The organism is Sinomonas terrae, from assembly GCF_022539255.1.
GTDB classification, from domain to species: domain Bacteria; phylum Actinomycetota; class Actinomycetes; order Actinomycetales; family Micrococcaceae; genus Sinomonas; species Sinomonas terrae.
The window spans coordinates 1,221,554-1,248,289 of record NZ_JAKZBV010000001.1 but is presented as its reverse complement, the minus strand read 5'-3'; the positions used below and the strand labels follow the sequence as shown (position 1 = coordinate 1,248,289).

The 26,736-nt window shown below is 66.1% G+C and carries 26 protein-coding genes; 13 read left to right on the top strand and 13 right to left on the bottom strand.

Annotation, left to right across the window (positions count from 1 at the left end; all coding sequences use genetic code 11):
- Window positions 1-65 precede the first annotated feature (65 nt).
- Window positions 66-1,853: an ABC transporter family substrate-binding protein gene (locus L0M17_RS05810; protein WP_241052769.1), complete on the bottom strand. Its 1,788-nt coding sequence runs from the start codon at window positions 1,851-1,853 to the stop codon at window positions 66-68.
- A 461-nt stretch (window positions 1,854-2,314) separates the two neighbouring features.
- Here L0M17_RS05810 and L0M17_RS05805 point away from each other — a divergent pair, with 461 nt between their 5' ends.
- The 5 genes from L0M17_RS05805 to L0M17_RS05785 all read left to right on the top strand — a co-directional run bounded on the left by L0M17_RS05805 (window position 2,315) and on the right by L0M17_RS05785 (window position 8,210).
- Window positions 2,315-3,325, top strand: coding sequence for a LacI family DNA-binding transcriptional regulator (locus L0M17_RS05805; protein WP_241052766.1), 1,011 nt, complete (start codon window positions 2,315-2,317; stop codon window positions 3,323-3,325).
- A gap of 131 nt (window positions 3,326-3,456) precedes the next feature.
- Window positions 3,457-4,977: an arabinosylfuranosidase ArfA gene (arfA, locus tag L0M17_RS05800; RefSeq protein ID WP_241052764.1), complete on the top strand. Its 1,521-nt coding sequence runs from the start codon at window positions 3,457-3,459 to the stop codon at window positions 4,975-4,977.
- Window positions 4,974-6,326, top strand: a complete 1,353-nt coding sequence (locus L0M17_RS05795; protein ID WP_241052761.1) for an extracellular solute-binding protein — start codon at window positions 4,974-4,976, stop codon at window positions 6,324-6,326. Before arfA ends, L0M17_RS05795 begins: the two co-directional genes overlap by 4 nt.
- A 29-nt stretch (window positions 6,327-6,355) precedes the next feature.
- Window positions 6,356-7,300 (top strand): carbohydrate ABC transporter permease, encoded by a 945-nt coding sequence (locus L0M17_RS05790; protein WP_241052759.1) that lies wholly within the window; start codon window positions 6,356-6,358, stop codon window positions 7,298-7,300.
- Between the two features lies 1 nt (window position 7,301).
- Entirely contained in the window at window positions 7,302-8,210 is a 909-nt protein-coding gene (locus tag L0M17_RS05785) for a carbohydrate ABC transporter permease (RefSeq protein ID WP_241052757.1), read from the top strand.
- Window positions 8,211-8,267: 57 nt separating this feature from the next.
- Here the strand turns inward: L0M17_RS05785 and araA are convergent, their stop codons facing one another.
- The 4 genes from araA to L0M17_RS05765 all read right to left on the bottom strand — a co-directional run bounded on the left by araA (window position 8,268) and on the right by L0M17_RS05765 (window position 13,270).
- Window positions 8,268-9,785 carry an L-arabinose isomerase gene (gene araA, locus L0M17_RS05780; protein WP_241052756.1) on the bottom strand — a complete coding sequence of 506 codons (1,518 nt, stop codon included), beginning with the start codon at window positions 9,783-9,785 and terminating at the stop codon, window positions 8,268-8,270.
- On the bottom strand, window positions 9,785-10,489 hold the full coding sequence (locus L0M17_RS05775; protein ID WP_241052750.1) for an L-ribulose-5-phosphate 4-epimerase: 705 nt from the start codon (window positions 10,487-10,489) through the stop codon (window positions 9,785-9,787). The genes araA and L0M17_RS05775 overlap by 1 nt, the downstream gene beginning before the upstream one ends.
- Window positions 10,486-12,195, bottom strand: a complete 1,710-nt coding sequence (locus tag L0M17_RS05770) for a xylulokinase (protein ID WP_241052748.1) — start codon at window positions 12,193-12,195, stop codon at window positions 10,486-10,488. Before L0M17_RS05770 ends, L0M17_RS05775 begins: the two co-directional genes overlap by 4 nt.
- 76 nt (window positions 12,196-12,271) lie before the next feature.
- Complete coding sequence (locus L0M17_RS05765) at window positions 12,272-13,270, bottom strand: LacI family DNA-binding transcriptional regulator (protein WP_241052741.1); 999 nt, start codon at window positions 13,268-13,270, stop codon at window positions 12,272-12,274.
- Window positions 13,271-13,412: 142 nt separating this feature from the next.
- On the opposite strand from L0M17_RS05765, the gene L0M17_RS05760 reads away from it, so the two are divergent.
- From L0M17_RS05760 to L0M17_RS05725, 8 genes are all read left to right on the top strand, one after another.
- On the top strand, window positions 13,413-14,438 hold the full coding sequence (locus tag L0M17_RS05760; RefSeq protein ID WP_372497991.1) for a LacI family DNA-binding transcriptional regulator: 1,026 nt from the start codon (window positions 13,413-13,415) through the stop codon (window positions 14,436-14,438).
- A gap of 107 nt (window positions 14,439-14,545) precedes the next feature.
- Window positions 14,546-15,916: an ABC transporter substrate-binding protein gene (locus L0M17_RS05755; protein WP_241052740.1), complete on the top strand. Its 1,371-nt coding sequence runs from the start codon at window positions 14,546-14,548 to the stop codon at window positions 15,914-15,916.
- A 91-nt stretch (window positions 15,917-16,007) separates the two neighbouring features.
- On the top strand, window positions 16,008-16,832 hold the full coding sequence (locus tag L0M17_RS05750) for a carbohydrate ABC transporter permease (protein WP_241052739.1): 825 nt from the start codon (window positions 16,008-16,010) through the stop codon (window positions 16,830-16,832).
- Window positions 16,829-17,737: a carbohydrate ABC transporter permease gene (locus tag L0M17_RS05745; protein WP_241052738.1), complete on the top strand. Its 909-nt coding sequence runs from the start codon at window positions 16,829-16,831 to the stop codon at window positions 17,735-17,737. Before L0M17_RS05750 ends, L0M17_RS05745 begins: the two co-directional genes overlap by 4 nt.
- A 114-nt stretch (window positions 17,738-17,851) precedes the next feature.
- Window positions 17,852-19,966 carry a beta-galactosidase gene (locus L0M17_RS05740; protein ID WP_241052737.1) on the top strand — a complete coding sequence of 705 codons (2,115 nt, stop codon included), beginning with the start codon at window positions 17,852-17,854 and terminating at the stop codon, window positions 19,964-19,966.
- A gap of 131 nt (window positions 19,967-20,097) precedes the next feature.
- Window positions 20,098-20,877, top strand: a complete 780-nt coding sequence (locus tag L0M17_RS05735) for a hypothetical protein (protein WP_241052735.1) — start codon at window positions 20,098-20,100, stop codon at window positions 20,875-20,877.
- A gap of 29 nt (window positions 20,878-20,906) precedes the next feature.
- Complete coding sequence (locus L0M17_RS05730; RefSeq protein WP_241052732.1) at window positions 20,907-21,047, top strand: glycosyltransferase; 141 nt, start codon at window positions 20,907-20,909, stop codon at window positions 21,045-21,047.
- Window positions 21,048-21,313: 266 nt separating this feature from the next.
- Window positions 21,314-22,183 carry a class II glutamine amidotransferase gene (locus L0M17_RS05725; RefSeq protein WP_241052730.1) on the top strand — a complete coding sequence of 290 codons (870 nt, stop codon included), beginning with the start codon at window positions 21,314-21,316 and terminating at the stop codon, window positions 22,181-22,183.
- 122 nt (window positions 22,184-22,305) lie between these two features.
- Here L0M17_RS05725 and L0M17_RS05720 read toward each other — a convergent pair whose 3' ends face one another.
- The 8 genes from L0M17_RS05720 to L0M17_RS05685 form a co-directional block, all read right to left on the bottom strand.
- Entirely contained in the window at window positions 22,306-22,788 is a 483-nt protein-coding gene (locus tag L0M17_RS05720; protein ID WP_241052728.1) for a hypothetical protein, read from the bottom strand.
- 51 nt (window positions 22,789-22,839) lie between these two features.
- On the bottom strand, window positions 22,840-23,106 hold the full coding sequence (locus tag L0M17_RS05715; RefSeq protein ID WP_241052726.1) for a hypothetical protein: 267 nt from the start codon (window positions 23,104-23,106) through the stop codon (window positions 22,840-22,842).
- Window positions 23,084-23,251, bottom strand: coding sequence for a hypothetical protein (locus tag L0M17_RS05710; RefSeq protein WP_241052724.1), 168 nt, complete (start codon window positions 23,249-23,251; stop codon window positions 23,084-23,086). Before L0M17_RS05710 ends, L0M17_RS05715 begins: the two co-directional genes overlap by 23 nt.
- Before the next feature lie 134 nt (window positions 23,252-23,385).
- Window positions 23,386-24,321 carry a potassium channel family protein gene (locus tag L0M17_RS05705; protein ID WP_241052722.1) on the bottom strand — a complete coding sequence of 312 codons (936 nt, stop codon included), beginning with the start codon at window positions 24,319-24,321 and terminating at the stop codon, window positions 23,386-23,388.
- A 268-nt stretch (window positions 24,322-24,589) separates the two neighbouring features.
- The gene (locus L0M17_RS05700) at window positions 24,590-24,718 is read right to left on the bottom strand and encodes a type II toxin-antitoxin system RelE/ParE family toxin (RefSeq protein ID WP_241052719.1); all 129 of its coding nucleotides are present in this window, start codon (window positions 24,716-24,718) and stop codon (window positions 24,590-24,592) included.
- Window positions 24,719-24,893: 175 nt separating this feature from the next.
- Entirely contained in the window at window positions 24,894-25,658 is a 765-nt protein-coding gene (locus L0M17_RS05695) for a hypothetical protein (protein ID WP_241052716.1), read from the bottom strand.
- A 2-nt stretch (window positions 25,659-25,660) separates the two neighbouring features.
- Window positions 25,661-26,068 carry a DUF6114 domain-containing protein gene (locus L0M17_RS05690; protein WP_241052714.1) on the bottom strand — a complete coding sequence of 136 codons (408 nt, stop codon included), beginning with the start codon at window positions 26,066-26,068 and terminating at the stop codon, window positions 25,661-25,663.
- A gap of 32 nt (window positions 26,069-26,100) precedes the next feature.
- Entirely contained in the window at window positions 26,101-26,715 is a 615-nt protein-coding gene (locus tag L0M17_RS05685) for a DUF6230 family protein (protein ID WP_241052712.1), read from the bottom strand.
- Window positions 26,716-26,736: the final 21 nt, after the last annotated feature.

Sequence of the window (26,736 nt, the reverse complement as noted above, 5' to 3'; positions counted from 1 at the left end):
GCGCTGCAAAGCGCCGGGACCATGGAGCTCGGTCCCGGCGCTCACAGCATCAGAACTGAAGGTGGTTACGTGGTCGCCCAGTCCCAGTAGTTCCACCACACGCCGCTGCTGTTCGGCATGTACTTCACGCCCGTGACGCGGTTGCTGTACGCATCCACGCCGACCGCCTGGAAGAGCGGGAGGCCGTAGGACGAAGCCCAGATCCTCTGGTCGATCTGCTGCTCGAGGCTGACCTGCTTGGACTGGTCAGTCGTCTGGATGAGCTGCTTCATGAGCGCGTCCGCCTGCGGATCGGAGAACTTGTTGAAGTTCGAGCCGCTGCCGGTCTGGAAGATCTGCGGGACGCCGGAGACTCCGACACCCGGGTTGATCCACCCGAAGATCGACGCATCATACGTACCGTTGCCGAGTGCCTTGCCCCAGTCCGACTTGCCGAGGCCGTCGTCGACCACCTTGAAGCCAGCCTTCGCAGCGTTCGCCGCGATCAGGGTGTAGGCGTCAACACGGTTCGGGTTGTCCTTGTTGTACATGATCCGGACCGTCGGCGTCTTGCCCGCGAGGAGCTGCTTCGCCTTGTCGATGTTGACCGAGTCATAGGCAGACGAGCCATTGTTCTTGACCGAGTCTGCGTAGCCCGCCTGCTGCGGCACGAAGATCTGCGAGTCGAGCGGCTTCGCGTTCGGATCCATCTGGGTGATCAGCTTGTTCACGATGTCCTGCCGCGGAACCGTGAGCATGAATGCCGTGCGGACATTCTGGTCAGCGAAGACGCCGTTGAAGTTCAGGTCGATGTGATCGTACGAGAGCTGGTTGCCCTGATCGACCGTCACGCCTTGGAGCGCCTTGAGCTGCTGGATCGTGTCAGACGAGGCCTGCGGGGCGATGATGTCCGCCTCGCCGTTCTTGAGTGCCTGGATCTGCGCCGGGGACGAACCGATGTAGCGCACCACGATCTGGTCGAGGTGGGCGGCGGGACCCCAGTTGTAGTCCTTGTTGCGCACGAGCGTCATCGACTGGTCCGAGACCATGTCCTTGACGATGTACGGGCCGTTCGAGAGGAAGAGGCTCGTGTCCGACGGGAGGGTCTTGGTGTCGAAGCCCGTGTTGTAGAAGTCCGCGGCCTTCTTGAGCGTTTCGTTGGCCGGCTGCGGATGTGCCGGGTCGCCCTTCTTCATGCCCTTCATGAGGTCGTAGAGCGCCTTGGCGTCCGAGAGACCTGCATGCTTGGCGACAATGTGCGCCGGGATGTCGATCGTGCCGTTGTTGCCGCCGATCGCGGTCTCCCAGTCGGAGTACGGCGTGGTGTAGGTCAGGGTGAACGTCTTGCCGTCAGACGAGACGTCCGGGAAGTTCGTTCCGTTGAGCCCCTGCGTCGACGCCGCCGTCGAGAAGTAGCTCGTACCCGTGGTTCCGTCCGCGTTCGCGTCATCGAACCAACCCGAGTTGGCGGCCCAGTTGAGAGCGACGTCGTACGCCGTCACCGGGGTCCCGTCGGACCACTTGACGCCGTCGTTGATCGTGTACTTGACCGTGAGCGGGTTGTCCGAGGTCTTCTCGTACGAACCGAACTTGTCGTTGTGGACGACCTTCAGATTGTTGTCCACATAGTAGAAGCCCATGTGGGTCGCGTAGCTGATCTTCGAGTTGATGTCCGTGTTGCCGTTGGCTGTGTTCGCGTTGAACGTGTTGAACGCGTTCACCTCGACAACCGTGGCGCTGCCGCCCGTCTTGGCCGCCCCGCTGCTCGACGAAGACGATGCCGCCGTTCCGCCGCCTTGGGTCGCGCAGGCGCTGAGTGCTAGGACAGCCGCAGCTGCAACCCCAACCACCTTCGAAATACGCCTGAAACGCATTCCGCCTCCTATGTTCGGTGAATTCTGTGCCGGACGCATCCGGCGGAGGGCCCTACCCCCAGACGCAGGGACGTGGCGCGCCTCACATGCCACACAGCCTACGCACAGTAACGGCGCGCTGGCTACGAAAGCGACGTTTCAGATTGCGGTTGTTATCGAGCTGCAACATATCTTTCAGATTTCCCCCAGCAGACCTCCTCACCCGTCGAGGTGATTGGGAAACCCCAATCGCTTTTTCCCCGAGGTTCCGCGGCATACTCCCCGGTAGCCGCACCCGTCCAATCGCTGCGTCCCGGGCTAGGACCGCCCCGTCAAGGTGGGCAATGCTGCTGGACGGAGCTTCCTTCCTCCCCACCCGCCGTCGGCCCTCACCCCCGCTCCCCTCCCCCGCACGGTCTCCTCTCTCATGCGAGAATCGAAAGCCATGGCGGACTGCCATGGCTCAACACAGGAGGCGGCGGATGCGAGCCACGGTCAGGGACGTTGCGCGTCTCGCGGGCGTGTCCCCGAAGACCGTCTCCAACGTCGTCAACGGAACCGTCCCGGTAAACCCGGATACCCGCGAACGCGTCGAGGCGGCCATGGCAAGCCTCGACTACGTTCCAAATCTGTCCGCGCGCGGCCTGCGGAACGGACGCTCCGGCCTGATCGCCCTCGCGCTGCCAGACCTGAGCACGCCATATTCCGCCGAACTCGTCCACGAAGTCGTCGAGGCCGCCCACCGGAATCGGCTCGCCGTCCAGCTCGAAGAGACGGGCTACGATCCGGAGCGGGAGCTGCAATTGCTCACCCGGGCTCGCGCGAATCTCGTCGACGGCCTGATCCTCAATCCGCTCGTCCTCGACCAGAGCGCCATCGCTCCGGGCATCGTCCTGCCCCCGGCGGTGATCCTCGGCGAGGTACAGCAGAACATCGTCGATGCCGTGGGCGTGGACAGCGTGGGTGCGGCGCGGGCCGTGACGAGGATGTTCGCCGAGGGAGGACGACGACGGATTGCGGTCCTGGGCGCGCGGCGGCCGGGAGCGGCCGCGACCGCAGAGACGCGCACGAGGGGCTACCGTGAGGCGCTCGCCGAGCTGGGCCTTCCGTGGGAACCTGAGCTCGAGATCATCTGCGAGGACTGGCACTCCGAAGGCGGGGCCGAGGCGCTCTCCGGCTTCCTTGCTCGTCACGATCCGCCCGACGCGCTCTTCTGCTTTACAGACAGCCTCGCCTACGGCGCACTCTCGGTCCTCGCCTCTGCCGGCCTCTCGGTGCCGAGGGATGTCTCGGTGGCAGGGTTCGACGACCTCGCCATGAGCCCCTACGCCGTCCCCGCCCTCACCAGCGTGAACTTCAGCCGCCGCACAATGGCCGAGAAGGCGGTCCAACTGCTCCTCGAGCAGATCGAGCACCGCGGTCGCCCTCCACGCACCGTCACAGTTCCGTTCTCCATCCGGCACCGGGCCAGCACCGGCGCAACCAGCGCCTGATTCCCTCCCCCAAAATTCATTGGGACCGGTCACAGCGCCCTCTTGTCCGCATCCATTACAACGATGTAACGTGAGGCGCAGATCACACCGAGGTGGTCTCGCCAGTAGGCGCCGCAACCGATTGGAGTCCTATGTCGTCCCCCACCATCGCCCGTGGCGTGCTCGATCCGCGCCAAGCCCTCGCGCCAGTCTCCCGCCGCATCTTCGGTTCCTTCGTCGAGCATCTCGGGCGCTGCGTCTACACGGGCATCTTCGAACCCGACCATCCGAGCGCGGACGAGGAAGGCTTCCGGACTGACGTCCTCGAACTCGTCCGCGAACTCGGCGCAACGATCGTCCGTTACCCGGGCGGCAACTTCGTCTCCGGCTACCGCTGGCGCGACGGCATCGGCCCAGCTGAGGACCGACCTGCGCGGTTGGACCTCGCGTGGCACAGTCTCGAGCCCAACAAGGTCGGCACGGACGAGTTCCTGAGCTGGTGTGCCAAGGCCGGCGTCGAACCCATGTGGGCCGTGAATCTTGGGACGGGCGGAGTTCTCGATGCGGTCGACCTGCTCGACTATGTCAACGGCACGGCGCCGACAGCGATGGCGGACCTTCGGCGTGCGAATGGGCACGAGGAGCCGTACGGGGTACGGATGTGGTGCCTCGGAAACGAGATGGACGGACCTTGGCAGATCGGCCACATGGACGCCGAAGCGTACGGCACCGCAGCTCTGACTGCAGCCCGCGCCATGCGCATGATCGATCCCGACCTCGACCTTGTCGCCTGCGGAAGCTCCGGGCCCTTCATGCCGACGTTCGGCGACTGGGAGCGCACGGTGCTCGAGGCCTGCTACGACGAAGTCGACTACATCTCGCTGCACCGCTACTACGAGGAGAAGGACGGGGATCTCGCGACATTCCTCGCCTCTGGCGTCGACCTCGACCACTTCATCGAGGCGGTCATCGCAACGGCAGACCACGTCGGTGCCAAGCGGCGCAGCAGCAAGAAGATCTCGATCTCCGTCGACGAGTGGAACGTCTGGTATCAGTCCCGCGAGGAGTCCAAGGTCCCGACGGGAGACGACTGGCCCGTCGGCCCGCGGCTCCTGGAAGACAAGTACAACGTCGCCGACGCCGTCGTGGTGGGCGGGCTCATCGTTTCGCTGCTCAAGCACAGCGACCGGGTCACTGCCGCGTGCCAGGCGCAGCTCGTCAACGTGATCGCCCCGATCATGGCTGAGCCCGGCGGCCCTGCGTGGCGGCAGACGATCTTCCATCCCTTCGCTCAGGCCGCGCGGCTGGCTCGAGGAGTCGCAGTCCCTCTTCACCTCAAGTCCCCGATGCACGAGACCGCCGGACACGGTGTCGTCTCGAGCGTCGACGGCGTCGCGACGTGGGACGAGGACTCGGAATCGGGAGCCGTCTTCCTCGTCAACAGGACTGCGGGGACGACGATCGATGTCGAAATCGACCTCGCTGCCCTCGAGGGCGCCCGCGTTCGCCAAGTGAGCTCGCTGACGGACGATGACCCGTACCGTCGCAACAGCGCCGAAGAACCTGGCGCCGTCGTGCCTCGTGAGGGCCTCGCCAAGGAGGAGGGCAACCTCGTCCACGTGACGCTTCCGCCCGTATCTTGGACGGTCATCGAGTTGGGGCGTGAGCAATGAACGCGCAGGGGGCCGGCGCCGTCGGGCGTCGGACCGTTCTCCGCGGCCTCATGGCCGGAGCCGCAGCCTTCGCGGCGGCGCCCCTGCTGAGTGGATGCGACGCGCCGATCGGCGCCGGGCTGGTTGGAAGCGCACTCGACGCCTCGACCGTCACGTTCTGGAACCTCTTCGGCGGCGGCGACGGCGCACGGCTCCAGACCATGCTCGACACCTACACGAAGCAGCACGGATCCAACTCCCTGACTGCCGCCACCTTCGCCTGGGGCGATCCCTACTACACGAAGCTCACCCTTGCGACGGTGGGAGGCCAGCCTCCGGACGTGGCCGTCTCGCACCTGACCCGCATGCAGAACCTCGCCGAGGCTGACCTGCTCACCCCCATCACGGATGAGATGCTCGCAGGCGCCGGGCTCGCGGCGTCGGACTTCAACCAGAACGCGTGGGCGAACCAGAAGCGCGGAGGGCAGAACTACGCGATTCCCCTCGACACACACCCCTTCGTACTGTTCTACAACGTCGACGTGTGCGAGAAGGCCGGGCTGCTCGACGGCAACGGCAAGCTCAAGCCGATCAAGGGAGTGGACCAGTGGGAGGCCGCTCTCGAGGCGGCAAAGAAGGCCACCGGCGGCTATGCGATCGCCTCCGCAACCGTGGGCGACTTCGCAACACCCTGGCGTTTCTTCCAGACCCTCTATTCGCAGATGGACGGCAGCACGCCGTTCCTCGGCGACAGCGGACGGAGCATCACCGTCAAGGAGGACCTCGCACGGAAGGCGCTCGCCTACATCCAGCGGATGAGCACGCAGGGCTGGCTCGCGCCCATCACCGACTACGCCGGAGCGGAGACGATGATGTTCACCGGGAAGGCGGCCTTCTACCTTGAGGGCGAATGGGAGCTCACGACGGCGCAGAAGGTCAAGGGACTCAAGTTCGGAATGGCGCCGGTGCCCCAGCTCTTCGACCGCAAGGCCGCCCAAGCGGACTCCCACACATTCGTCCTGCCGAAGAAGGCACGCACCCCAGAACAGACCCAACTCGCGATGAACTTCATCGCGGCCATGCTCAAACAGAGCATGACGTGGGCCCAAGGCGGCCACATTCCGGCCTATCTCCCAACGCTCAACAGCTCGGAATACCAGAAGCTCGAGCCGCAGGCGAGCTATTCGGAGGTCGCCCAGTACACCCACTACGACGCCCTCGCCTGGTACTCGGGCTCGGGTTCCGTCTTCGAGAACATCGTCGGAGCGCAGACCGCGCTCGTCCAGCAGCGCCTCGCTTCCCCAGACGCTGCCCTCGCGAGCATCAACTCGCAGCTCTCCCCGTACCTGAATGCGGCAAATCCCCTCTGACGGGGATCAAGCAAGAGCGGAGCAAACCCATGACGACCATCACGACCTCCACCCCCAGAACCTTGAGAGCGACGCCGACGAAGGCTGGCTCACTGGGCGGCGGCACCCGCCAAAGCCGCCCCGCGTGGCTCTTCCTCGCACCGTTCGCCGTGATCTATCTCGCCTTCCTCATCGGCCCGACGCTGTACATGATCGTGGCCAGCTTCTTCAACACAAGCCTGGTCCGCTCCGGCCTCGGCACCTTCGCCGGGCTGGCTAACTATGCGGAGATGCTCACGCGACCGGACTTCTGGAACGCCATGTGGCACACCGTCCAGTTCACGCTCTACACGACGCCTCCACTCGTGGTGCTCGGCTTCGTGATGGCGATTCTGACCAATCGGGTGGGCCGCGGCCAGTGGTTCTTCAGGCTGGCCTTCTTCGTCCCTTTCATCCTGCCCTCGGCGTCGATTGCCCTGATCTGGTCGTTCATCTTCACTCCGGACACGGGCCTGCTCAACGAGTTCCAGGCATTCCTCGGCCTCGCACCCACTCCGGTGCTCGCCGACCCCGCCTGGGCCATGGCCGGAGTCGCGGCCGCGACCGTGTGGTGGACCATCGGGTTCAACTTCATCCTGTACTTGGCCGCGCTGCAGGACATCCCTCGCGAGCTCTATGAGGCCGCGGCGGTCGACGGCGCTTCCCCGTGGCAGCAGATCCGCTTCATCACCATCCCGCTCCTAGGACGGACGACGACCCTCGTGATCCTCCTGCAGATCATCGCGAGCCTCAAGATCTTCGACCAGATCTACCTCATGACGAGCGGGGGGCCAGGACAGTCGACAAACGTCGCGCTCACCTTCATTGCGAACACCGCTTTCACGAGCGACCGTGTCGGAGCGGCATCCGCCGCGTCGGTCCTGCTCTTCATCGCGATCCTGCTGATCGCGGCGGCCCGACAGCTGCTCACCCGGGCACAGGATGCGAGGGCCTGACATGGCGACGATCCAGACATCCCGGAGCCGTCGGGTCTTCACCGCGGCTGCTCCCGCCCCTGCCTCGCCCAAGGCCCTCAACGGAAAGGAGGCCCGCGGATTCAAGCTAGCGTCCGCCGTCGTCCTCGGCCTGCTGGCCCTCCTCTGGCTCCTGCCGACGATCTGGGCGATCAAGACATCGCTCACTTCCAACGCAACCGCCTCCCTCGGGGCACCCGCAATCCTCTCGGACACCCAGCTCACGGGCCACTCGTATTCAGTGCTGCTCGGCTCGGGCGACCTGTGGAACTGGTACCTCGCGAGCGCGATCACCTCGGCCTTCACGGTCATCCTCACCGTGGCCTTCGCGTCGATGGCGGCCTATCCGCTCTCGCGCATGCAGTTCCGCGGGCGCAAGCTCGTGTTCCTGCTCGTCCTCGCCGGGATCATGGTGCCGACCCAAGTCCTCGTGGTGCCCGTGTTCCAAGAGCTCGCGGGGATGGGACTGCTCAATACGTACTGGTCGGTGATCCTCCCCCAGGTCCCGGCCGTCGTCGCCGTCTTCATCTTCAAGCAGTTCTTCGGCGGGCTCCCCCGGGAGCTCGAGGAAGCGGCGCGGGTTGACGGCGCGAGCTACTGGCGCATCTACTGGTCAGTCATCCTGCCGCTTTCGCGGCCAGTGGTCTCGGCGGTCGGGATCCTGACGTTCGTCACGGTATGGAACAACCTGATCCTTCCGCTGTTCACGCTCTCGAACCCGAAGCTCATGACCATCCCCGTCGGTCTCGCCACGGTTCAAGGCTCCTACGGGCAGCGGCTCGCGGATATCCAGGCATCAGCGATCCTCGGCGCGCTGCCGCTCGTCATCATCTACTTCTTCCTCCAGCGGCGCATCGTCGAAGGCGTGGCCGGCTCGGGGCTCAAGGGCTGAACCCCACACGGACGACGGCGGGCACCCACCGAGGGTGCCCGCCGTCGTCTTCCCGGATCAGATCCCCTGTGCGAGCCGGTAGTAGGCCGCGTTCCAGTGGAGCTCGTGGGCGAAGCCGCGGGTGGTGGTGTCTTGGTCGATGACGAGGAGTTCGGTGCCGGCGATGCGGGCGTAGTCCTCGAAGGCCTCGATGCCCACGGCCGTGCTCATGACCGTGTGGTGGGCCGCACCGGCTTCCAGCCAGGCGGTAGCTGAGGTCTGGAAGTCCGGGGCCGGCTTCCACACGGCACGCCCGACGGGGAGCTTGGGCAGCGGGGCGGACGGTTCGACGACCTCGACGGCGTTCGCGACCAGACGGAACCTGTCGCGCATGTCGGAGAGGGCGACGACGACGGCGGGCCCCGGGTCCGCGGTGAACACGAGCCGGACGGGGTCGTCCTTGCCGCCGATGCCGAGGGGGTGGACCTCGAGGGTCGGACGGGAGGTGGTCAGGGACGGGGAGACTTCGAGCATGTGGGCGCCGAGGATCCGCTCGGCGCCGGGGGTGAGGTCGTAGGTGTAGTCCTCCATCAGGGAGGCCCCGCCGGGCAGGCCGGCGCCCATGACGTTCGCGGCCCGGACGAGGATCGCGGTCTTCCAGTCGCCCTCGGCGCCGAACCCGTAGCCGGCGGCCATGAGCCGCTGAACGGCCAGCCCCGGGAGCTGCTTGAGCGAGCCGAGGTCCTCGAAGCTCGTGGTGAACGCCCCGAAGCCGCCCTCTTCGAGGAACGAGCGCAGGCCGAGCTCGATCGCGGCCCCGTCCCGGAGGGACTGGTGGCGGTCGCCGCCCTTGCGCAGCTCGGGGGCGACATCGTAGAGGTCCTCGTACTCGGCGGTGAGGGCATCGACGTCGGCCGGGCTGGCGGCGTCGACCGCGGCGGCGAGCTCGTTGACGCTCCAGGTGTTGACCTGGACGCCGAGCCGGATCTCGGCCTCGGTCTTGTCGCCCTCGGTGACCGCGACGTAGCGCATGTTGTCCCCGAAGCGGGCCAGCCTGAGGGACTTCGTGGCGGCCCAGCCGGCGGCGGCGCGCGCCCAAGTGCCGATCCTCTCGCTCACGCGGGGGTCGGAGACGTGCCCGACGACGGTCTTGCGGGGGACGCCGAGGCGGGACTGGATGTAGCCGAACTCGCGATCGCCGTGGGCGGCCTGGTTCAGGTTCATGAAGTCGAAGTCGATCTCGCCCCACGGGAGCTCGACGTTGGCCTGGGTGTGGAAATGCAGGAGCGGCTTGCTCAGCGCGGACAGGCCCGTGATCCACATCTTCGCCGGGGAGAACGTGTGCATCCAGGCGATGAGGCCGATCACGCGGTCATCGGCGTTGGCCTCGAGCGCCATCCGGCGAATCGCGTCCGCGTCGGTCAGGACGGGCTTCCAGACGACCTTGACGGGCACGGCCTTGGCGCCGTCTAGCTCCTCGGCGATCCGGCGGGACTGCTCGGCAACCTGCGCGAGGGTCTCGGGGCCGTAGAGGTGCTGGCTGCCGGTGAGGAACCACACCTCGTAGGCGTCGAGGGCGGTGGTGAGCTTGGGCATCAGGCGAGGGATCCTTCCGGGTTCTGTCCGTAGACGTTCTGGTAGCGGTCGAAGAGGGAATCGATCGCGTCCTGCGGGATGGGCACTGGGGTGCCGCCCTGACGGGCGATGTGCACGGTGCGCGCGACATCCTCTGCCATGACCGCGGCCTTGACCGCATCGCGCGCGTCCCTGCCGATCGTGAAGACGCCGTGGTTCTGCATGAGCACGGCCCGGCTGCGATGCCCGGACAGGGTCGCCACGACACCGCGGCCGATGGAGTCGTCGCCGATGATCGCGAACGGTCCCACCGGGATCTCTCCCCCGAACTCGTCCGCCATCGCCGTGATCACGCAGGGGATGGGCTCGGCTCGGGCGGCCCACGCGGTCGCGTACGTCGAGTGGGTGTGCACCACTCCCCCGACCTCGGGCATGTTCCGGTAGACGTAGGCGTGCGCGGCGGTGTCCGACGACGGCGAGCGCTCGCATCCGAGCGAGCCCGGCACCACCTCACCGTCGAGCGTGCACAGGATCATGTCCTCCGGCGCGAGCACGTCGTAGTGGACGCCGCTGGGCTTGATGACGAACAGGTCCTCGCCCGGGACCCGGCCGGAGATGTTGCCGCCGGTCCACACGACCAAGCCGTAGCGGACCAGCTCGGCGTGCAGGGCCGCGACCTGCTCGCGCACTCTGCGGATCGCGGGGGAGTCGGGTTCGTAGGTCATGCGAGGGGTCCTTCCAGGGCCGTCGCGTCCTTCGCGGCGGCTTCTGTCGATGGGATTGGGTCTGATTCCGGTGGTGTCGCGCTCTTGAGCGGGATTGCGTGGGAGGCAGCCTGCTCGACCGCCAGGCCCGCGCGGTACCGTTCGAGGTAGGCAGCGAAGCCCGCGGCGTCCTCCGGGTCCGGGTCCACGGTCTCGAAGGCGAAGCCGGCGAAGACGTGCCGGGACAGCCAGGCGCCCAGGTCCGCGCGTTCGGCGCCCGTCTGGGCGGCCGAGAAGTAAGCGGCGAGGACCGCGATCCCCCACGCGCCGCCCTCCGAAGCGGTTTCGGCGACGGACACCGGCGCCCCCAAGGCGCCGGCCAGGAACCGCTGCGCAACCCCGGCGGTGCGGAACATGCCCCCATGGGCGAACATCCGGTCGAGGCCGACCCCCTCGGCTGCGAGCACCCGCATGCCCAGGGCGAGGGTCCCGAAGACGCCGTAGAGCTGGGCGCGGGCGAAGTTCCCCAGGCTCAGGCGGCTGTCCGGGGTCCTCACCACGAGGGGGCGCCCGCTCTCCAGGCCGGTGATCGGCTCGCCGGCGAGGTAGTTGTACGCGAGGAGCCCCCCGGCGTCGGCCTCCCCCGCCAACGCCTCGGAGAACAGGGCGCCGTAGACCGCGTCCGGGTCCAGGGCGACGCCGGCGACGGCGGCGAAGCGGCCGAAGAGCCCCGCCCAGGCGGCGAGTTCGCTCGCGCCGTTGTTGCAGTGGACCATCGCCACCGGGTCCCCCGCCGGGGTCGCGACCAGGTCCAGTTCGTGGTGGACACCGGCCAGCGGCCGTTCCAGGACGACCATCGCGAAGATGCTCGTCCCAGCCGAGACGTTTCCCGTGCGGGGCGCCACCGAGTTGGTCGCGACCATCCCCGTGCCGGCGTCGCCCTCCGGCGGGCACAGCGCGATGCCGGGGCGCAGTGCGCCTGTCGGGTCCAGCAGGCGCGCGCCCTCGGGGGTCAGCTCCCCCGCGGGCTGGCCGGCGACGAGGACCTCGGGCAGCAGGTCCACCAGCTTGGGCACCCGCCCCCCGGCCAGTTCGTCGTAGCGGGCGGCGAGCGCGGCGTCGTACGTCTTGGTGTCCGCATCGATCGGGAACATGCCCGAGGCGTCCCCCACGCCCAGGACCTTCCGGCCGGTGAGGCGCCAGTGGACGTAGCCGGCCAGCGTCGTGCAGAACCGGATGCGCGGGATGTGGGCTTCGGCGTCGACCACGGCCTGGTGCAGGTGGGCGACCGACCAGCGCAGCGGGATGTTCACCCCGAACAGCCCAGTGAGCTCGCCCGCAGCCAGCCCGGTCGTCGTGTTCCGCCACGTTCGGAACGGCACCAGGAGATCGCCCTCGCCGTCGAACGCCAGGTACCCGTGCATCATCGCCGAGACGCCGATCGCGCCGAACGCCTCCGGGCGCACCCCGTGCCGGCGCTCGGCGTCCTCGACCAGACCCGCGTACGCGGACTGCAGGCCCGACCAGACCGACTCCAGAGAGTACGTCCACATCCCCTCGGCGAACTCGTTCTCCCACTCGTGGCTCCCGACGGCCAGCACGATCGAGGGGTCGTCGGCGTCGACCACGCACGCCTTGATCCGCGTCGAACCGAGCTCGATGCCCAGCGCGGTGCGCGCCTGCAGGATCGCCTCGCGCCCACGGTCGGGCTTCGGCTCTCGCGTCATATCGTTTCCCTATCATCTTGTGACCGGTCACATTCCTCTTCAGAAGTATGCATGCCCCAAAGGGCGACGGCAAGGGTCAGGCGGACTCGCGCTTCACGAGCGTCGGCGCGACGGGCTCGGCGAAGGCGACATCGCGACCCTCAACCAGCGCAACGAGCCGAGCCACCGCCCGGTGGCCGAGCTCGGCAAAGTCCTGCCGCACCGTCGTCAGGGGCGGGGCAAAGAAGGCCGCTTCGGGGATGTCGTCGAAGCCGACGACGGCGAGGTCCTCGGGCACCCTGAGACCGGCCTTCCGGGCGCCATGCAGGACGCCCAAGGCCATCTGGTCGTTAGAGGAGAACACCGCGGTGATGCCTCGGCCGGGGAGATGCTCGGCGGCGATCTGTGCGCCGGAGGCAGCGGTCCAGTCCCCCTCGCGCGAGACGCTCCCCTCCGCCCCCGTAGCCTCGGCCTCCAGGAGGAAGCCCTCCCTACGGGCGCGGGCCTCCGCCCAGTCCAAGGGCCCGCACACATGCAGGATCCTCCGGTGCCCCCGCGAAACGAGGTGCCGGACCGCGAGTCGGGCCCCCTCCGCCTGGTCCACGGCCAGCCCGTCCGCGTCGCCGGCGCCGTGCAGCTCGACGGTCGGGACGCCGAAGGAGACCGACGCCATGGCGTCCTGCACCCGCTGCTGCGGCGCGATCACCACCATCCCGTCCACGGACTGGTCCACGAGGTGCTCGAGCGCCGCCAGGATCTCCTCCCTCGCCGGCGAAGCCGCGTGAGCCACCGTGACGAAATAGCCCGCCTCGCGCGCCGCGTTCTCCACCGCGTCCAGGCTCGACGCCGGCCCGTACAGGGACGACGCCGACGAAGCCAGCACCCCGATAGTGTGCGAACGCGCCGTCGTCAGCATCCGCGCAGCGCGATTCGGGCGGAACTGCAACTCGGCCATCGCGGCGAGCACCCGCTCCCGCGTCTCGGGGCGGATGCTCGGCGAATCGTTCAGCACCCGTGAGACCGTCTGGCGGGAGACACCAGCGGCGGCAGCAACTTCGCGGACTCCGGGGGCGCGGGGTGCGGGGGTCTCGGTCACGGCGTCATCCTAAGCACGACGCCTCCAACTCCGGGCATGACCCGCGCTTCGGGGGAAGGTTCTGCGCTCCCTCTTGACAGCGCTGTCAGAGCAGGCTTAGATCACTTCCACGGCTGACAGCGCTGTCAAGGAGGAGACCCAGGTGCAGATAAAGGGCGGAGGCACGACCCTCGCGGACGTCGCTGCCCACTCCGGGGTTTCCGCCAAAACGGTGTCCCGGGTCGTCAACAACGAACCCAACGTGCGCGCAGAAGTACGCGAACTCGTGATGCGCTCGGTAAAGGCGCTCGGATACCGCCCGAACGCTGCTGCGCGGGCCCTCGCCACTCAGAGGACCCACCAGATCGGACTCATAACGACCGCCAGCCCACTCTATGGGCCCACTGCAGGCCTCTTCAGCTTGGAACAGGCAGCGTGGAAGGCGGGATATTCCCTGACACTCTCCACCATTCGATCCTCCTCCGAGGCAGAACTGGCGGACGCAATTTCATATCTCTTGGGACGAGGCGTCGAGGGCATTCTGGTGTCTGGGGCCATGGGAGTTCTCCACATGTCCCGGTCGGCACTCGCGGGCTTGCCCGTCGTGAGCACCAGTCCGCTCTCGGACGATGCGCCGAGTCACGTGGTGGTGGACACCGACCAGGTTGGGGGCGCCGCGGCCGCTGTTCGTCACTTGTTCGACCTGGGGCATCGTCGCATCGCGCACATCGCAGGCCCACTTGAGTGGTACGCCGCCGCCCAGCGGAGAGACGGCTGGCTTCTGGGAATGTCCGAGGTCGGCTTGAAGCCGGGACCTGTCGTAGAAGGCGATTGGTCAGCGCGCTCGGGATACGAAGCAGGGAAATCGCTCGTCAGCGGCAACGTCACCGCGGTTTTCGTTGCGAATGACCATATGGCGATGGGCGCAATTCGTGCCTTCACCGAAGGAGGTCTCAACGTTCCTGCCGACGTTTCGATTGTCGGCTTCGATGATGTTCCCGAAGCGGAATTCCAAATGGTTCCCCTGACGACAGTTCGCCAGGATTTCGCAGCTGCAGCCGAACGGTCCGTAAGGGAACTCATTCAGCTGGTTGAAGGCAGCACGTCAGAGGATTCCATCGTTCGGCTGCCGACCGAGCTCGTGGTCCGCGACTCGTCGCAGACTCCGCGCCCAGACATCTCCGGCTAGCCGTCACATCACTTCAGACGAACAGGCCCGCTTGCGGTCCTGGCGCTGCGGCGCGCCACTTTCGTCTGCCAGGCCGCACCGATCAACAACCGTGAAAGCAGGAGCAAATGACCCGAGAAGTTTCACGCCGTTCGATCCTGGCAGCGATTCCCCTTGCTGCCTTCAGCGCGAGTGTCCTCGCCGCTTGCGGAAACGGTGGCTCCTCGTCCGCCGGCGCGTCGGCCTCTCCCGTTTCGCAATCCGACATTGATGCGGCGATGAAGAAGGCCTCGAATCTGACGTTCTGGACTTGGGTGCCCAACATCCAGAAGGAAGTCGATATGTTCCAGGCGGCGTATCCGGCCATCAAGGTCGAAGTGGTCAACGTAGGCCAAGGCGCGCCCCACTATCAGAAGCTCCGTGCCGCCATTCAGGCGGGGAAGGGCGCACCCGACGTCGTCCAGATGGAGTTCGACAAGCTCCCCTCGTTCACCCTCACCGACAGCCTGCTGGACCTCACCCCTTACGGAATCGGGGGCCTGAAGTCGGATTACCCGGCTTGGGTCTGGGACGGGATCACGCCCGGGGGCAAGGGTATCTACGGGGTACCGCAGGACACGGGCCCCATGGGGATGCTCTACAGGGAAGACCTCTTCTCCGCTGCTGGCCTGAGCGTCCCGAAGACGTGGGACGACTTCGCAACCGCCGCTACCTCCTATCGTGGCAAGTCCGGCTCCGGCCTGCTGACGAACTGGGCACCCAGTTCGGAGGCCAACATGCTTGCGCTGTTCTGGCAGGCAGGCGGGCGGCCCTTCGCCTACGACGGCGCGAAGACCGTCACGATCAACCTCAGCGGAGACGCCGCCTGCAAAAAGGTGACCTCCTACTGGAACGACCTGTTCAAGTCGGGGAACATCGGAAACGAGCCGGACTTCGTGGATGCCTGGTACCAGGCTCTCAACAGCGGGAAGTATGCGTCGTGGCTTACAGGTGCATGGGGACCCGTCTTCCTCCAGGGGACGGCCAAGAGCACCGCCGGGAAGTGGCGTGCAGCTCCCCTGCCGCAGTGGGACGCCACGAGCGTTTCGAGCGGCAACTATGGCGGCTCGACGGACGCGGTCCTCAAGAGCTCCCAGAACCCCATCGCTGCGGCGATGCTCGCCAAGTTCATCAACACCGACGACAAGTCGGCTCTCACCCTTGCCAACGAGCAATTCCTCTTCCCGTCATCGACCAAGATCCTCGCCGACCCTGCTTTCGCCAATGCCACGTCTAGCTTCTATGGCGGTCAGAAGGTCAATCAGGAATTCACGGACATCTCCAAGACCGTGAAGGAGGGTTTCCAGTTCCTGCCCTTCAACGACTACGCCGCTACGAGCTACGACAAGACGATGGGCCAGGCGATCGGCAACCGGTCAGACCTCAACGCGGCCCTAACAGCCTGGCAGGACGACCTCGTGCAGTACGCCAAGGGACAGGGGTTCACCATTGCCAGCTAGCGCCACGGCCCCGCGAACAGGGCCAAGGGCACGCGTGAACCGTGCCCGGCGTCGACAGTATGCCGCTGCCTACGCCCTGTCTCTACCCTTCATGGCCGTCTTCACCTTGATGGTTGCCGTACCCCTGGTCTATGCCGGATACCTTTCGTTCTACAGGAAGCAGCTCATTGGCGGGGTGTCCTTCGTCGGTCTCGAGAACTACATCCGGGCGCTCTCCGACCCTTCATTCCTCGGTGGAGTGGGGCGGATGGCCCTGTTCCTCATCATCCAGGTGCCGATCATGCTCGGACTGTCCTTGCTGTTCGCGTTGGCCCTAGACAGCGGCATGCTGCGGCTGCAGCGCATCATCCGCCTTGGAGTGTTCCTCCCGTACGCGATCCCAAGCGTCGTGGCGACGCTCATGTGGGGCTATCTCTATGGAAAGGACTTCGGCCCCTTCGCCCAGCTCGCGAAGGTTCTCGGGCTACCCACCCCTGACTTCCTCGCAGGCGGGAATGTCCTGTTCTCCATCATGAACATCGTGACGTGGGGATTCGTCGGCTACAACATGATCGTGATGTACGCCGCGCTGCGGTCGATCCCGTCCGAACTCTACGAGGCAGCGCGCGTCGACGGCGCTGGCGAATGGCGCATTGCCTGGAGCATCAAGGTCCCCGCGATCAAGGGTGCGCTCCTCCTGACGACGATCTTCTCGGTCATCGGATCGTTCCAGCTCTTCAACGAGCCCAACCTCCTGCGGGTCATCGCGCCTGTGGCGATCGGGCAGGACTACACCCCCAACATGTACGCATACCAGCTCTCCTTCGTGAACCAGGACGACAACTATGCGGCGGCGATCGCCTTCCTTCTCGGCATCGTCATCATGGCGGTCAGCTACGCAGTCCAGCTGGGCGCGAGAAGGAAGGACGCCGCATGACAGTCTCCGTCGCGGAACAAGCAACCCAGCGCCGCACCGAGGCGCCTCCGCGCCGCCGCAAGAGGGCACCCAAGAGCACCCTGTTGACCGTAGTCATGCTGCTGTGCCTTGTGTACTTCCTGCTGCCGATCTTCTGGCTCGTCGTCTCCTCCACTAAGTCGAACGCCGACCTGTTCACGAGTTTCGGGCTCTGGTTCTCGCATTTCAGCCTCATTCAGAACCTGCACGACGTCTTCACATTCCAGAACGGCGTCTTCGGGCACTGGATCCTCAACAGTCTCTTCTACGCGATCACCAGCGGCTTCGGGGCGTCTGCGCTTGCGACGGCGGCAGGCTACGCGTTCGCGAAGTACAAGTTCCCTGGCGGGACGGCGATGTTCGCCATCGTGCTGGGCGCCGTCATGATCCCTATGACTGCCCTCGCCATCCCGACGTACCTGCTATTTGCGGGGGCAGGGCTGACGAACACCCCCTGGGCCGTGATCCTCCCGTCCCTCGTAAGTCCGTTCGGCGTCTATCTCATGCGGGTCTACGCCGCCGAAGCCGTGCCGGATTCGCTCATCGAAGCCGCCCGGGTCGACGGGGCGAGCGAGATGCGGATCTTCTTCCAGATCGTGTCCAGATTGCTCGTGCCTGGCTCGATCACGGTCCTGCTGTTCACGCTGGTGGCGACGTGGAACAACTACTTCCTGCCGCTCATCATGCTCAACAGCCCAGAACTGTTCCCGCTCCCCGTCGGTCTGGCTCAATGGCAGGCCGCGTCCGCCGCGGGCTCGGGCTCACAGGCTCTGTTCTCCACCGTCATCACTGGTTCGCTCGTCTCGGTGCTCCCTCTCATGATCGCGTTCCTCTTCCTTCAGAGGTACTGGCAGTCGGGACTGGGAGCTGGCGCCGTCAAAGCGTGAGCCGGCCAATCGGCGTCGTCCGTCCCTTTCCGCATTGCCGCATTCACCTCGCTTGACGGGCGGCCGCGTTCACCTCGCTTACTGAATTGCCACATTTACAACGAAAGCAGTGACATGTCTTCCAGACCCCGCAAGGTCCTCTTCGGTGCCGCCTATTACCACGAATATCAACCCTCCCCCCGTCTCGAGCAGGATCTCGATCTCATGGCAGCTGCCCATATGACGGTGATTCGGGTGGGCGAATCCACTTGGTCCCAGTGGGAGCCGGAGGACGGCCAGTTCGACCTCGAGTGGATGGCCCCCGTGCTGGACGGTGCCCATGCGCGGGGCATCTCGGTCATCCTCGGCACTCCGACCTACGCGGTACCCATGTGGCTCGCCCGCCGGTACCCCGAGATTGCTGGCGAGACCCGTACCGGACAGCCGCTTGGCTGGGGCGCGCGTCAGGAAGTGGATTACACCCACCCGGCCTTCCGATTCCACGCCGAGCGCGTCATCCGGAAGATCGTGGGCCGATTCGCCGACCATCCCGCTGTGATCGGGTATCAGGTCGACAATGAACCAGGGCTGCTCGCCTTCCACAATCGAGGCGTCTTCCAGCGTTTCACTGACGAACTGCGCCATCAATACGGCACTGTCGAAAATCTGAACAGGGCGTGGGGACTCGTCTACTGGTCGCACCAGCTCTCGACCTGGGCCGACCTGTGGACGCCGGACAACAACGCCCAACCGCAGTATGACCTCGCATGGCGGCGCTTCCAAGCACGCCTCACTACTGAGTTCCTGGAATGGCAGACGGGCATTGTGCGCGAATACGCCACGCCCGAGCAGTTCGTGACGACCTGCATTGCGTACGACCGACCATCCCAACACGACCAGGACATGACGAGGTCCTTCGACATCACTGCCGGAAACCCGTACTACGCCATGCAGGAGGCCTTCGCGGTCCCGCAGTCCGGCTCGTCGCCTCGCGGGTGGGCAACCAGCGGAGCCTGGAGCCTCTTCCAGAGCGCAGACCGCATGTACTCATCGAAGCAGGCGCCGTTCCTCGTCACCGAGACCAACGCGGGCGCCATCGGCGGCTCGGCGATGCAGTACCCCGCTTTTGACGGACAATGGCGGCAAGCGGCCTATGCCTTCATCTCTCGCGGCGCAGAGATGATCGAGTACTGGCACTGGGCAACCAACCATTACGGCACCGAGACCTTCTGGGTCGGAGTCCTCCCCCACGATCAGAAGCCGGGCCGCGTCTACAGGGAACTTTCAGCCCTCGGAGCGGAACTCGAAGCCGCGGGCGACGCTCTGGTGGGAATCAAACCCGACGCAGCAATCGGCATGATCTACTCGAACGAATCGAAATGGGGGCTCGCGGGCCAACCGTGCTTCCTCGCCGAAGCCCCCATGAAGGGAGACGAACGCTCCTACCAGCGCATTTTCGAGGCCTTTTACCACGGATCGTTCCAGGCTGGGGCGCCGGTCAGGATTCTCCACGACCGCCAAATCGTGGACTCTACTTCTGGTGCACGGCTCGATCCAGCGCAGCTCGCCCGCGAGTTGCCGGTCCTCGTCGCTGCGGGGCTGTACATCGCCGACAACGAGCTTCTCGATTGGCTCGTTGCCTACGCTGAGGCGGGTGGGCACCTCATCCTCGGGATGCGTACCGCATACGCCGACGAGGAGGCACGCGCGCGGCTCGAGACCAAGCCTGCGCGGCTCGCGGATGCGGCGGGAGTCCATTATCAGGAGTTCTCCCAGCTCGACGTCGATCTCGAACTCACGTCATCAACGGGCCTCAGCCTTTCGACTGCAAGCCGTGGCAGCCGTTGGCTTGATTACCTCGAGGAAGACCAGGCACAGGTCGTCGCGAGCTACGAGCATCCCGAGTTCGGCCGCTACCCCGCCATTACCAGCAACGAGGCCGGGGAGGGCCGGATTACCGTCGTCGGCACGCTTCCGAATGTGGAGCTCGCAGCCGACGTCATCCGCTGGGCTTCCCCGGCTTGGGTTCGGGAGCAGGAGTGGGATGAGATGCCCGAGTCGGTGACAGTCCATTCGGCCACCGGGGGCGATGGGCGCCGGATTCACTTCCTCCACAACTGGGGCCGCGATCCGCATACGCTCGCCACGCCGCGGGCGATGGACGATCTCTTCGACGCCGGGCAAGCGAAGCTCGAGAAGATCGAGCTCGGGCCCTGGGACGTTAGGGTCCTCGTCGAGCCGACCCCCTGAGATCCTCCTCAATCGAGAGGAGCCCGGACTCCAATAAAACGGACTCCGGGCCCCTCTGGGCCCTCCGGATCCTTGGTGCGTCCGCTTGCCTCGTCGACAGAAGCTGCCGATCCAATGGGTTGAGAGCCGCGATGAGCGGGGAGACAGTGAGGGTGACCCACGCCGACAAAGCACACGACGTCCTGTCCATGCTCTGCCCCCTTGCCGACCCCGAGACCGGGACCCTGATGGGTTTCGATGGACGCCTCTGGCCGACAGACGAACCGACCGCCCGAACTGCACTGGCGCTCCTACCGCCCCGTACGTTGCAGACGCTTGCCGGTGACTTTCCCGCTGCGACGCCCGCGGCGAGGCATCAGATCTGTGAAGCCGTGGGGATGCTTGCCAGCACCGTGGCGGACGGATTCATGAGTCAAGAAAAAAGGGAGGACGACGGCGAGACGTCCTTGGGCGCCGCCTGCAGCATCATGTCTGCGAACGTCGCCAACACGCTTGCTTATAGGGAGGTCCTCGACGGCATCTGTGATGACCAGGGCGATGAGTTAAGGGACAATGCTCTTCCCGTGGCCCTGAAGGTCTTCGAAACCGGTGAGGTTCCCAGGCCGCCGGAAGACGCGACCGAGGACACGGAAGCGTTCGCCCTTGCTGCCCTCCCACAGATCGATTACCTCGCGGCAGACGACGATCTTCGCGAGCGCGCCGGGGCGTTCCTGATGACGTTCGTCCTCGCCTACGAACGCAATCTTCCCTACCTCGGGTGGGCATCCATGCACGAACCTGCGGACCCAGTCGCAGCCTTTGCCCGCGAGCATCTGACTGATCCTGGACGATGGGCTGCTGCGGTTCGGGAGCAAGGCACATTCGATCCCGCAGCTCTTCGCTCGGCTCTCGGAGAGGCACCGCGGACGTAGGCCGGGCGGAAAGCGGGAGGAGAGACCGGATGGGTGGCGAGGGGCTGAGCGGAACGTCGACCAGCTTGGTGCGCCAAGTCTCGATCGTCATTCCAGCGTTCAACGAGCAGGAGCTGATCCGCCGGAGCCTGCAGGCCGCGGTCGATCAGACCGTCTCGCCGCTGTGCTGAGCGAGCAGGTTTCTGCTCAGTGCGCCGGGGCCATGGCCCAGGATGGGGCAGTATGGGGACCCGCCTTCCCTCGGCCCCGCTACCGGCCGGTGAAGACGAGTCCCCATAGAGAAAGCTTCCTCTACCGCGTCCCAGTGCCAAGAGGATTCGGCGAACCGTCAGCAATCTTGGAGCCATCACTCGTGTTCCGAACTGTAGGCGGTGGGCGAGTAGAGTGTGGCCAACTGTCGACGACACCCGCCGTCAAAAAGGCGCTGGGAGGGGCGATGTGCCGACTGTTCGGACTTCATTCAGGACGGGCGCGAGCCAAGGCAACCTTCTGGCTGCTGAATGCCCCGTCAAGCCTCTTGGAGCAGAGCCGCCGAGAGCCTGACGGAACGGGCGTGGGCGTCTTCACCCCAGAGGGACGACCGAGGGTGGAGAAGCAAGCCTTGGCCGCTTGGCAGGACCGAGCGTTCGCCCGGGAAGCCCGCAGCCTCGAAAGCACCACCTTCATCGCCCATGTTCGGTACGCAAGCACGGGGGCGCACACCTACGCCAACACCCATCCGTTCGAGCAGGCCGGCAGGCTCTTCGCACACAATGGAGCCTTCGCTGGGCTGGACAAGCTTGAGCGGCGGCTCGAGGATGTAGGAGGGGCAGGGCTTGTGCATGGTGAGACTGACAGTGAGCGCATGTTCGCCCTCATCACCGCCGAAACCCGTCACGCCAATGGGAACCTTGAGGAAGGTATCGTCAACGCCGTTTCGTGGATGGCGGGAAAACTACCGATCTTCAGCCTGAACTTCATCATCACGACGGCCACTGACTTGTGGGCCCTGCGCTATCCCGAGTCGCACGAGCTCTACGTACGGGAGGACCACGCCGGGCCAGCCACGGCTTCCCATGTCCTTGAGGCCACGAGCCCTCGCATCAGCGTCCGCAGCCACGACATCTCGGATCGCGTCCTCGTCGCCACGAAGCGGATGGACGACGATCCGCGGTGGCGTCTCATGGACTCCGGCGAGCTGATCCATGTCGGCCCTGATCTACGACCACGGTCGAGTCGCCCCTTCCCAGCCCGGCCAGCGGTCCAGCTCGAACTCTCGGACCTAGACGCGAACGCCGCGGCGTCCCAGCAGTCCCATGAGGGCTGACGGCAGCCTCACAGAGGTGCGAGTCGGTGGGTTTTGGAACCCTACCCGAGGGTAGGCCACTAGGAGTGGCGGGTCCGGCCACGACCCAATTCGGTGCGTGAGGGAGCACCGGGCCCGTCACCTCAACCCGTGAGAGCTTGGATGATAACGCCGACGGGCGCGCTGACGAAGAGGACCACGATGACCAGCCACGCGACCCCGCGCAAGATCCCCCGGCGGCCGTGTCGGAGCGCGACCGCGAATACAACGAGCGCCACGAGAAAAAGGACGATGCCGGCATACAGGATGGCCGTGGCGCCAACCAGAGTGCCGACGAGCACGAGGGCATTACCGAGATTCCAGCAGATAGCCTCCCACGCAACGGTGCGGCCCCGAACCGCCGCATCGGTGAGGGAGGTCTGAGCCACTCCGAGTGTGATCTGGGCCGCACCAATCACGAGAACGATATACGCAACTGCCCAGCTGGCGTGATAACTGGGTTCCGCAGCGGTAATCGCGGAAAGCAAGCCGCCGCCGACCACGGCGAGTGTGCCGATGATCGCAAACGGCCTTGAGAGCGGGTGGGTCCACGCGGAATCAGAGAGGGAAGCGCGGCCGGACGTCATATGTTGATTCCTCCTTGAGGCCGAGTATTCGGCGGGCCACGCTGTCGAGGGTCAGGGCATCCGTAGTGAAGGCGGCGTGGGTCGTGGCTGACTCGACGAACGCGGCGACCCCATGGTCACAGACCAGACGGCACTGATCCTTCCTTGGTCTGGGTCCTGATCGAAATACTCCGAGAGACCCGAATCCTCGACGTCCTCCTGAAGCCCGAGCATGCCCTTGTCCGCCTCCGGTTCAAGCGCGTTGCGCACGAAATACAGCATCGATCCTCCCTGATAGAGGCCAAGTGCGTGATCGCTAAGAGCCGTCTCGCGCGCCATTGAGAACATGGTGAAGGCCACCGCCGTCGTCCTGGAAGTTCGCATTCCGAGCGTTCTCCTTCATCGTCTCCCAGAGCCGGCGTCCGTCGATGAGCCGGGCCGCGAGATCGATCAGGCGGTCGTGGAAGGGTTCCTGACGAGGCATTAGCGCCTCGCTCGTCCCGGCGGAGCGACGCGGGCGCTCCGCAAAGAGCGCGTGCTGCCACCGGCGCAGATGCGCGCTCGGCGAGAGCATATCCGACGGCTTGCGACGCCGCCGGCGGCGTTCACGCCTTCGAGCTATTCCGGTCCACTTGCGGGGCCGAGCAGGGCCTGAGCACGTGCCAGCAGTTCCTCGGCCTGACGGAGCAGTTCTCGTGCCTGCTCCTCGTCGTCGCCCGTTCCTCTCTCGGACGGCTTCGAAGGGGCCGACGACGATCGAGCGCCGTTGTTCGTCGGGGCGGCAGGGGCGGAGGCGGGCGCAGGCGAAGTCTGGTCGGAGCCGGACTGGTCGGCGTCGGACTGGTCGGAGCCGGACTGCTGCCTGTCACCGCCGACCATGACAGAGGCCAGTGAGGCGGCCAGATAGGTGAAGACGGTCACGGCATAGATCATGAGGGCCCAACCGACCAGCCTTCCCGCGAAGGTGACCGGGTAGACCTCGCTGCCCACGGTCGTGATGTAGGACGCCGTGAACCAGAGCGCACCGCCGAAGGACGAGATCTGACTTCCCTTCGCGTTGATCTCCGCTAGATAGAACAATTCGGCGAAGATCAGGGTGAGAACCAGAGTCGAGAGCCCCAGTTTGCCCAGCTGACGGCGCTTGAAGATCGTCATTCCCAGACGCGCCGTTCTTCCGTCGGGGTGCCGTCCGAAGAACAGTGCGAACAGGGACTCGATCAGCCTGTAGACGTGCAGGCGGCGAAGGTACGTCAGCGGGCGCAGGACAGGCAGCACCGCGAACACCGCGTCGGGCCAATGGGTGCGCAGGTAGGCGGCACGGTCCCTCGACAGGGCGAGCTTGCTGGCGAAGTCGAGCAGGATCAGCACGTAAAGCCCGGCAGCAATCGCCCAGAGTGCCGCACCCCACAGGACGCCGGGAGGCGCGACGATCTGGCAGACGACGACGAGTGCGATCGCGGCGCCGGCAAGCGTCAGGGGCGGATTCAGGAACCCGTCGAGCCGATCGCGGATCTCCTCCCGATCGGGGAGGGAAGACCGAGGAATGCGGGGCATAGAACCCTCCTTACCCATCTCCCGCCGTCGCCCATTTACAGGAGTCCCTGCTTATAGGGAGTCCCTGCGGATTCGATGGGTCTGGCCGGACCGAATGCCTTCGCAGCAGTCACGCCACCAAGGATCTACCCGCCGCTCCAACGTAAAAACGCGCCTAGCGCAGCGGTCGGCGCAGCCGGGCCGGCACGCACAAGATCTGAACCTCAGCTCGACCCTGCCTCCACCGCAGGAGGCAGAGTTTCTCGGTAGTGGTGCCGGGACAGCATCACTAGGCCATGCCGTCGAGGAGATAGACGAGCCTGTGCTCATCGGTCACGCGCCGTGACCTCGGCTCGGGATCACCGGGGCCGTTCAGCGGCAGCCCGGACACCAGCAGCCTGAGCTGGAGGGCCGACAAGGGATTCGACTCTGAAGAAGGACCAGTCCAGTACCTCGGCACCTGGCACAGCCAGCTTCGACAGTCCATGGTGCGTTCGAAGGTGCCCGGGGTTCAGCGACGCGCTCGGAGACCCGGCTGCGGAGGAGCCGGGGCCTCCCCCGCAGGAGCGCCGCGGCCGGTCCCGGCAGGGAGGCTAGGGCTGCACCATCCGCTGGTCGGTGTTGGTGTAGCTGATCGAGTCTGCCGTGGCCCCGACGAGACCCATGGTGACCCTGAGGAGCCCGGGCGCGACGTCGTCGAGCGGCGGAGGCGTATCGGTGCCGAGCGACAGGCTGTGCCCGTTGGAGGTCGTGCCGGTGACCGACCCCAGATAGACGCTGACGTGCCCGCTCAGCACCATCTTGTCCGCCGACGTGACGAGGCCGGGGCCGGTGGCGTGCCGCACGGTGAGGGTGAAGCCCGTGATGGTGATCGAGTCCGCGGTGATCTTCAGGGCGCGCTGGCCGCTGCCGTCGGCGGTCGGCACGGTCACGATACTGACCGAGCTGAGGCCCGTGAAGGACAGGCTCTGGGAGCCCATCGAGGCTGGCGTCTTGGTGAAGACCGGCGTCCCGCTGTCCCGGGGCGCCGCCACCGGGGCGCTGGACGTGGGCTCGGGGGTCGCGGTGGGGGCCGGACTTGCGGTCGACCCGACGCCCGGGGCCGCCGGGGCGCTGGAGCTGGAGCCGGGGCCCGGCAGCAGGGTGCCGGGGACTGTGGGGAGCGGCCCGGGGGCGGCCGGGCCCAGGGTGGTAGTCCCCTGCCCCGAGGGGCTCGGCGTTGAGGTGGCGCAGGAGATCAGGAGCGGCATGCACAGCTCAGTCGGGGCGCTCTCAGGGGCCCGAGCGGCTCCGAGGGTGAGGGGCAACGCGAGGACCGAGCCGGTCAGGACGGTGGCCACGGCGCGGATGCGGCGCACGTTCACTCTGCCCTCTTTGCCCGCTCGGCCCCTGGCGGACCCATCCACGCGACGACCAGGACTCCGCCGACCCCGGAGAGGAGCATGCCGATGACGAAGCCGCCCATGTTCACGCCGACGAGGGAGTAGATGGCCACCACGAGCGTGAGGATTCCGTAGAAGACGTGGTGTGCGGGCATGGTGATCGACAGGACTCCCAGCAGCACCAGCGCGATCGGGATGACGGTGGCCTGGAGCCCTTCGATCCCAAGCTGAATGTGGAGGTGGCCGAGATCGAGCTGCCCGGAGAAGAACATCTCCACCCCGCCGAGGCCAGCCAGCAGGCCGCCGACGAACGGCCGCCCGCGGCGCCAGTTGCGGAGCCCGGCGGCCCGTCCAGGCGCCGTCGCGCTCGGGGACTGCACGGGCATGCCGTCCTCCGTGGTCGTCGACGCGCGGCTGCTCAGAAGCATCCCTTGGACCCATCCGTCAGCTGCATGCTCATCCCGGTCAGGGTGAACACTGAGGCCTGCGTGCTCCAGGCTGTCTGCTGCAGGTTGGAGATCGAGATGCTGCCGGAGTCCTGCGCGAAGTCGCCGACGGAGCCCTTGGCCGCGGTATTGACCGTCGAGGCGTCCACACCGATGCGGATGTTGCCGAAGGCCGCATCCCCCTTCAGCCCCGTCATCCCTATCTGCAAGTCGGAGGCCGAGGCGGGGTTGCCGCCGCCGCCGGCCTTGATCAGCACGCCCACCTTGCCCAGCGGAGTTTCCGTGACCACGGCCTGGCACAGGTCGGAGAGGGTGGCGCTCTTGATGTTAGCGATCGCCACCGGATGCTCCTTGCCTTCGGTGTCCTTAGCGACGCCGGCGTACTGGGAGAACCCGGTTCCGTCGAGCTTGGAGGCGCCGATCTGGAACTGGCTGCCGGACACGGCAAAGGAGACGGGCACCGCTCCCTCGGCGACGCCGCCCATCAGGAGTGAGGCGGCGAGGGCCGAGGGCACAGCGACGAGCATGATGCGGCCTGCGTGGGACGCATGCATCCTGCGGACGCGCTGCGAGAAGGGGAACTTCATTGATCCTCCCGGAACAGGGCC

Coding starts and splice junctions, on each gene's coding strand:
- L0M17_RS05810 (WP_241052769.1), bottom strand. CDS start 1,853: ATGCGTTTCAGGCGTATTTCGAAGGTGGTTGGGGTTGCAGCTGCGGCT.
- L0M17_RS05805 (WP_241052766.1), top strand. CDS start 2,315: ATGCGAGCCACGGTCAGGGACGTTGCGCGTCTCGCGGGCGTGTCCCCG.
- arfA (WP_241052764.1), top strand. CDS start 3,457: ATGTCGTCCCCCACCATCGCCCGTGGCGTGCTCGATCCGCGCCAAGCC.
- L0M17_RS05795 (WP_241052761.1), top strand. CDS start 4,974: ATGAACGCGCAGGGGGCCGGCGCCGTCGGGCGTCGGACCGTTCTCCGC.
- L0M17_RS05790 (WP_241052759.1), top strand. CDS start 6,356: ATGACGACCATCACGACCTCCACCCCCAGAACCTTGAGAGCGACGCCG.
- L0M17_RS05785 (WP_241052757.1), top strand. CDS start 7,302: ATGGCGACGATCCAGACATCCCGGAGCCGTCGGGTCTTCACCGCGGCT.
- araA (WP_241052756.1), bottom strand. CDS start 9,785: ATGCCCAAGCTCACCACCGCCCTCGACGCCTACGAGGTGTGGTTCCTC.
- L0M17_RS05775 (WP_241052750.1), bottom strand. CDS start 10,489: ATGACCTACGAACCCGACTCCCCCGCGATCCGCAGAGTGCGCGAGCAG.
- L0M17_RS05770 (WP_241052748.1), bottom strand. CDS start 12,195: ATGACGCGAGAGCCGAAGCCCGACCGTGGGCGCGAGGCGATCCTGCAG.
- L0M17_RS05755 (WP_241052740.1), top strand. CDS start 14,546: ATGACCCGAGAAGTTTCACGCCGTTCGATCCTGGCAGCGATTCCCCTT.
- L0M17_RS05750 (WP_241052739.1), top strand. CDS start 16,008: ATGGCCGTCTTCACCTTGATGGTTGCCGTACCCCTGGTCTATGCCGGA.
- L0M17_RS05745 (WP_241052738.1), top strand. CDS start 16,829: ATGACAGTCTCCGTCGCGGAACAAGCAACCCAGCGCCGCACCGAGGCG.
- L0M17_RS05740 (WP_241052737.1), top strand. CDS start 17,852: ATGTCTTCCAGACCCCGCAAGGTCCTCTTCGGTGCCGCCTATTACCAC.
- L0M17_RS05735 (WP_241052735.1), top strand. CDS start 20,098: ATGAGCGGGGAGACAGTGAGGGTGACCCACGCCGACAAAGCACACGAC.
- L0M17_RS05730 (WP_241052732.1), top strand. CDS start 20,907: ATGGGTGGCGAGGGGCTGAGCGGAACGTCGACCAGCTTGGTGCGCCAA.
- L0M17_RS05725 (WP_241052730.1), top strand. CDS start 21,314: ATGTGCCGACTGTTCGGACTTCATTCAGGACGGGCGCGAGCCAAGGCA.
- L0M17_RS05720 (WP_241052728.1), bottom strand. CDS start 22,788: ATGACGTCCGGCCGCGCTTCCCTCTCTGATTCCGCGTGGACCCACCCG.
- L0M17_RS05715 (WP_241052726.1), bottom strand. CDS start 23,106: ATGGCGCGCGAGACGGCTCTTAGCGATCACGCACTTGGCCTCTATCAG.
- L0M17_RS05710 (WP_241052724.1), bottom strand. CDS start 23,251: ATGCCTCGTCAGGAACCCTTCCACGACCGCCTGATCGATCTCGCGGCC.
- L0M17_RS05705 (WP_241052722.1), bottom strand. CDS start 24,321: ATGCCCCGCATTCCTCGGTCTTCCCTCCCCGATCGGGAGGAGATCCGC.
- L0M17_RS05690 (WP_241052714.1), bottom strand. CDS start 26,068: ATGCCCGTGCAGTCCCCGAGCGCGACGGCGCCTGGACGGGCCGCCGGG.
- L0M17_RS05685 (WP_241052712.1), bottom strand. CDS start 26,715: ATGAAGTTCCCCTTCTCGCAGCGCGTCCGCAGGATGCATGCGTCCCAC.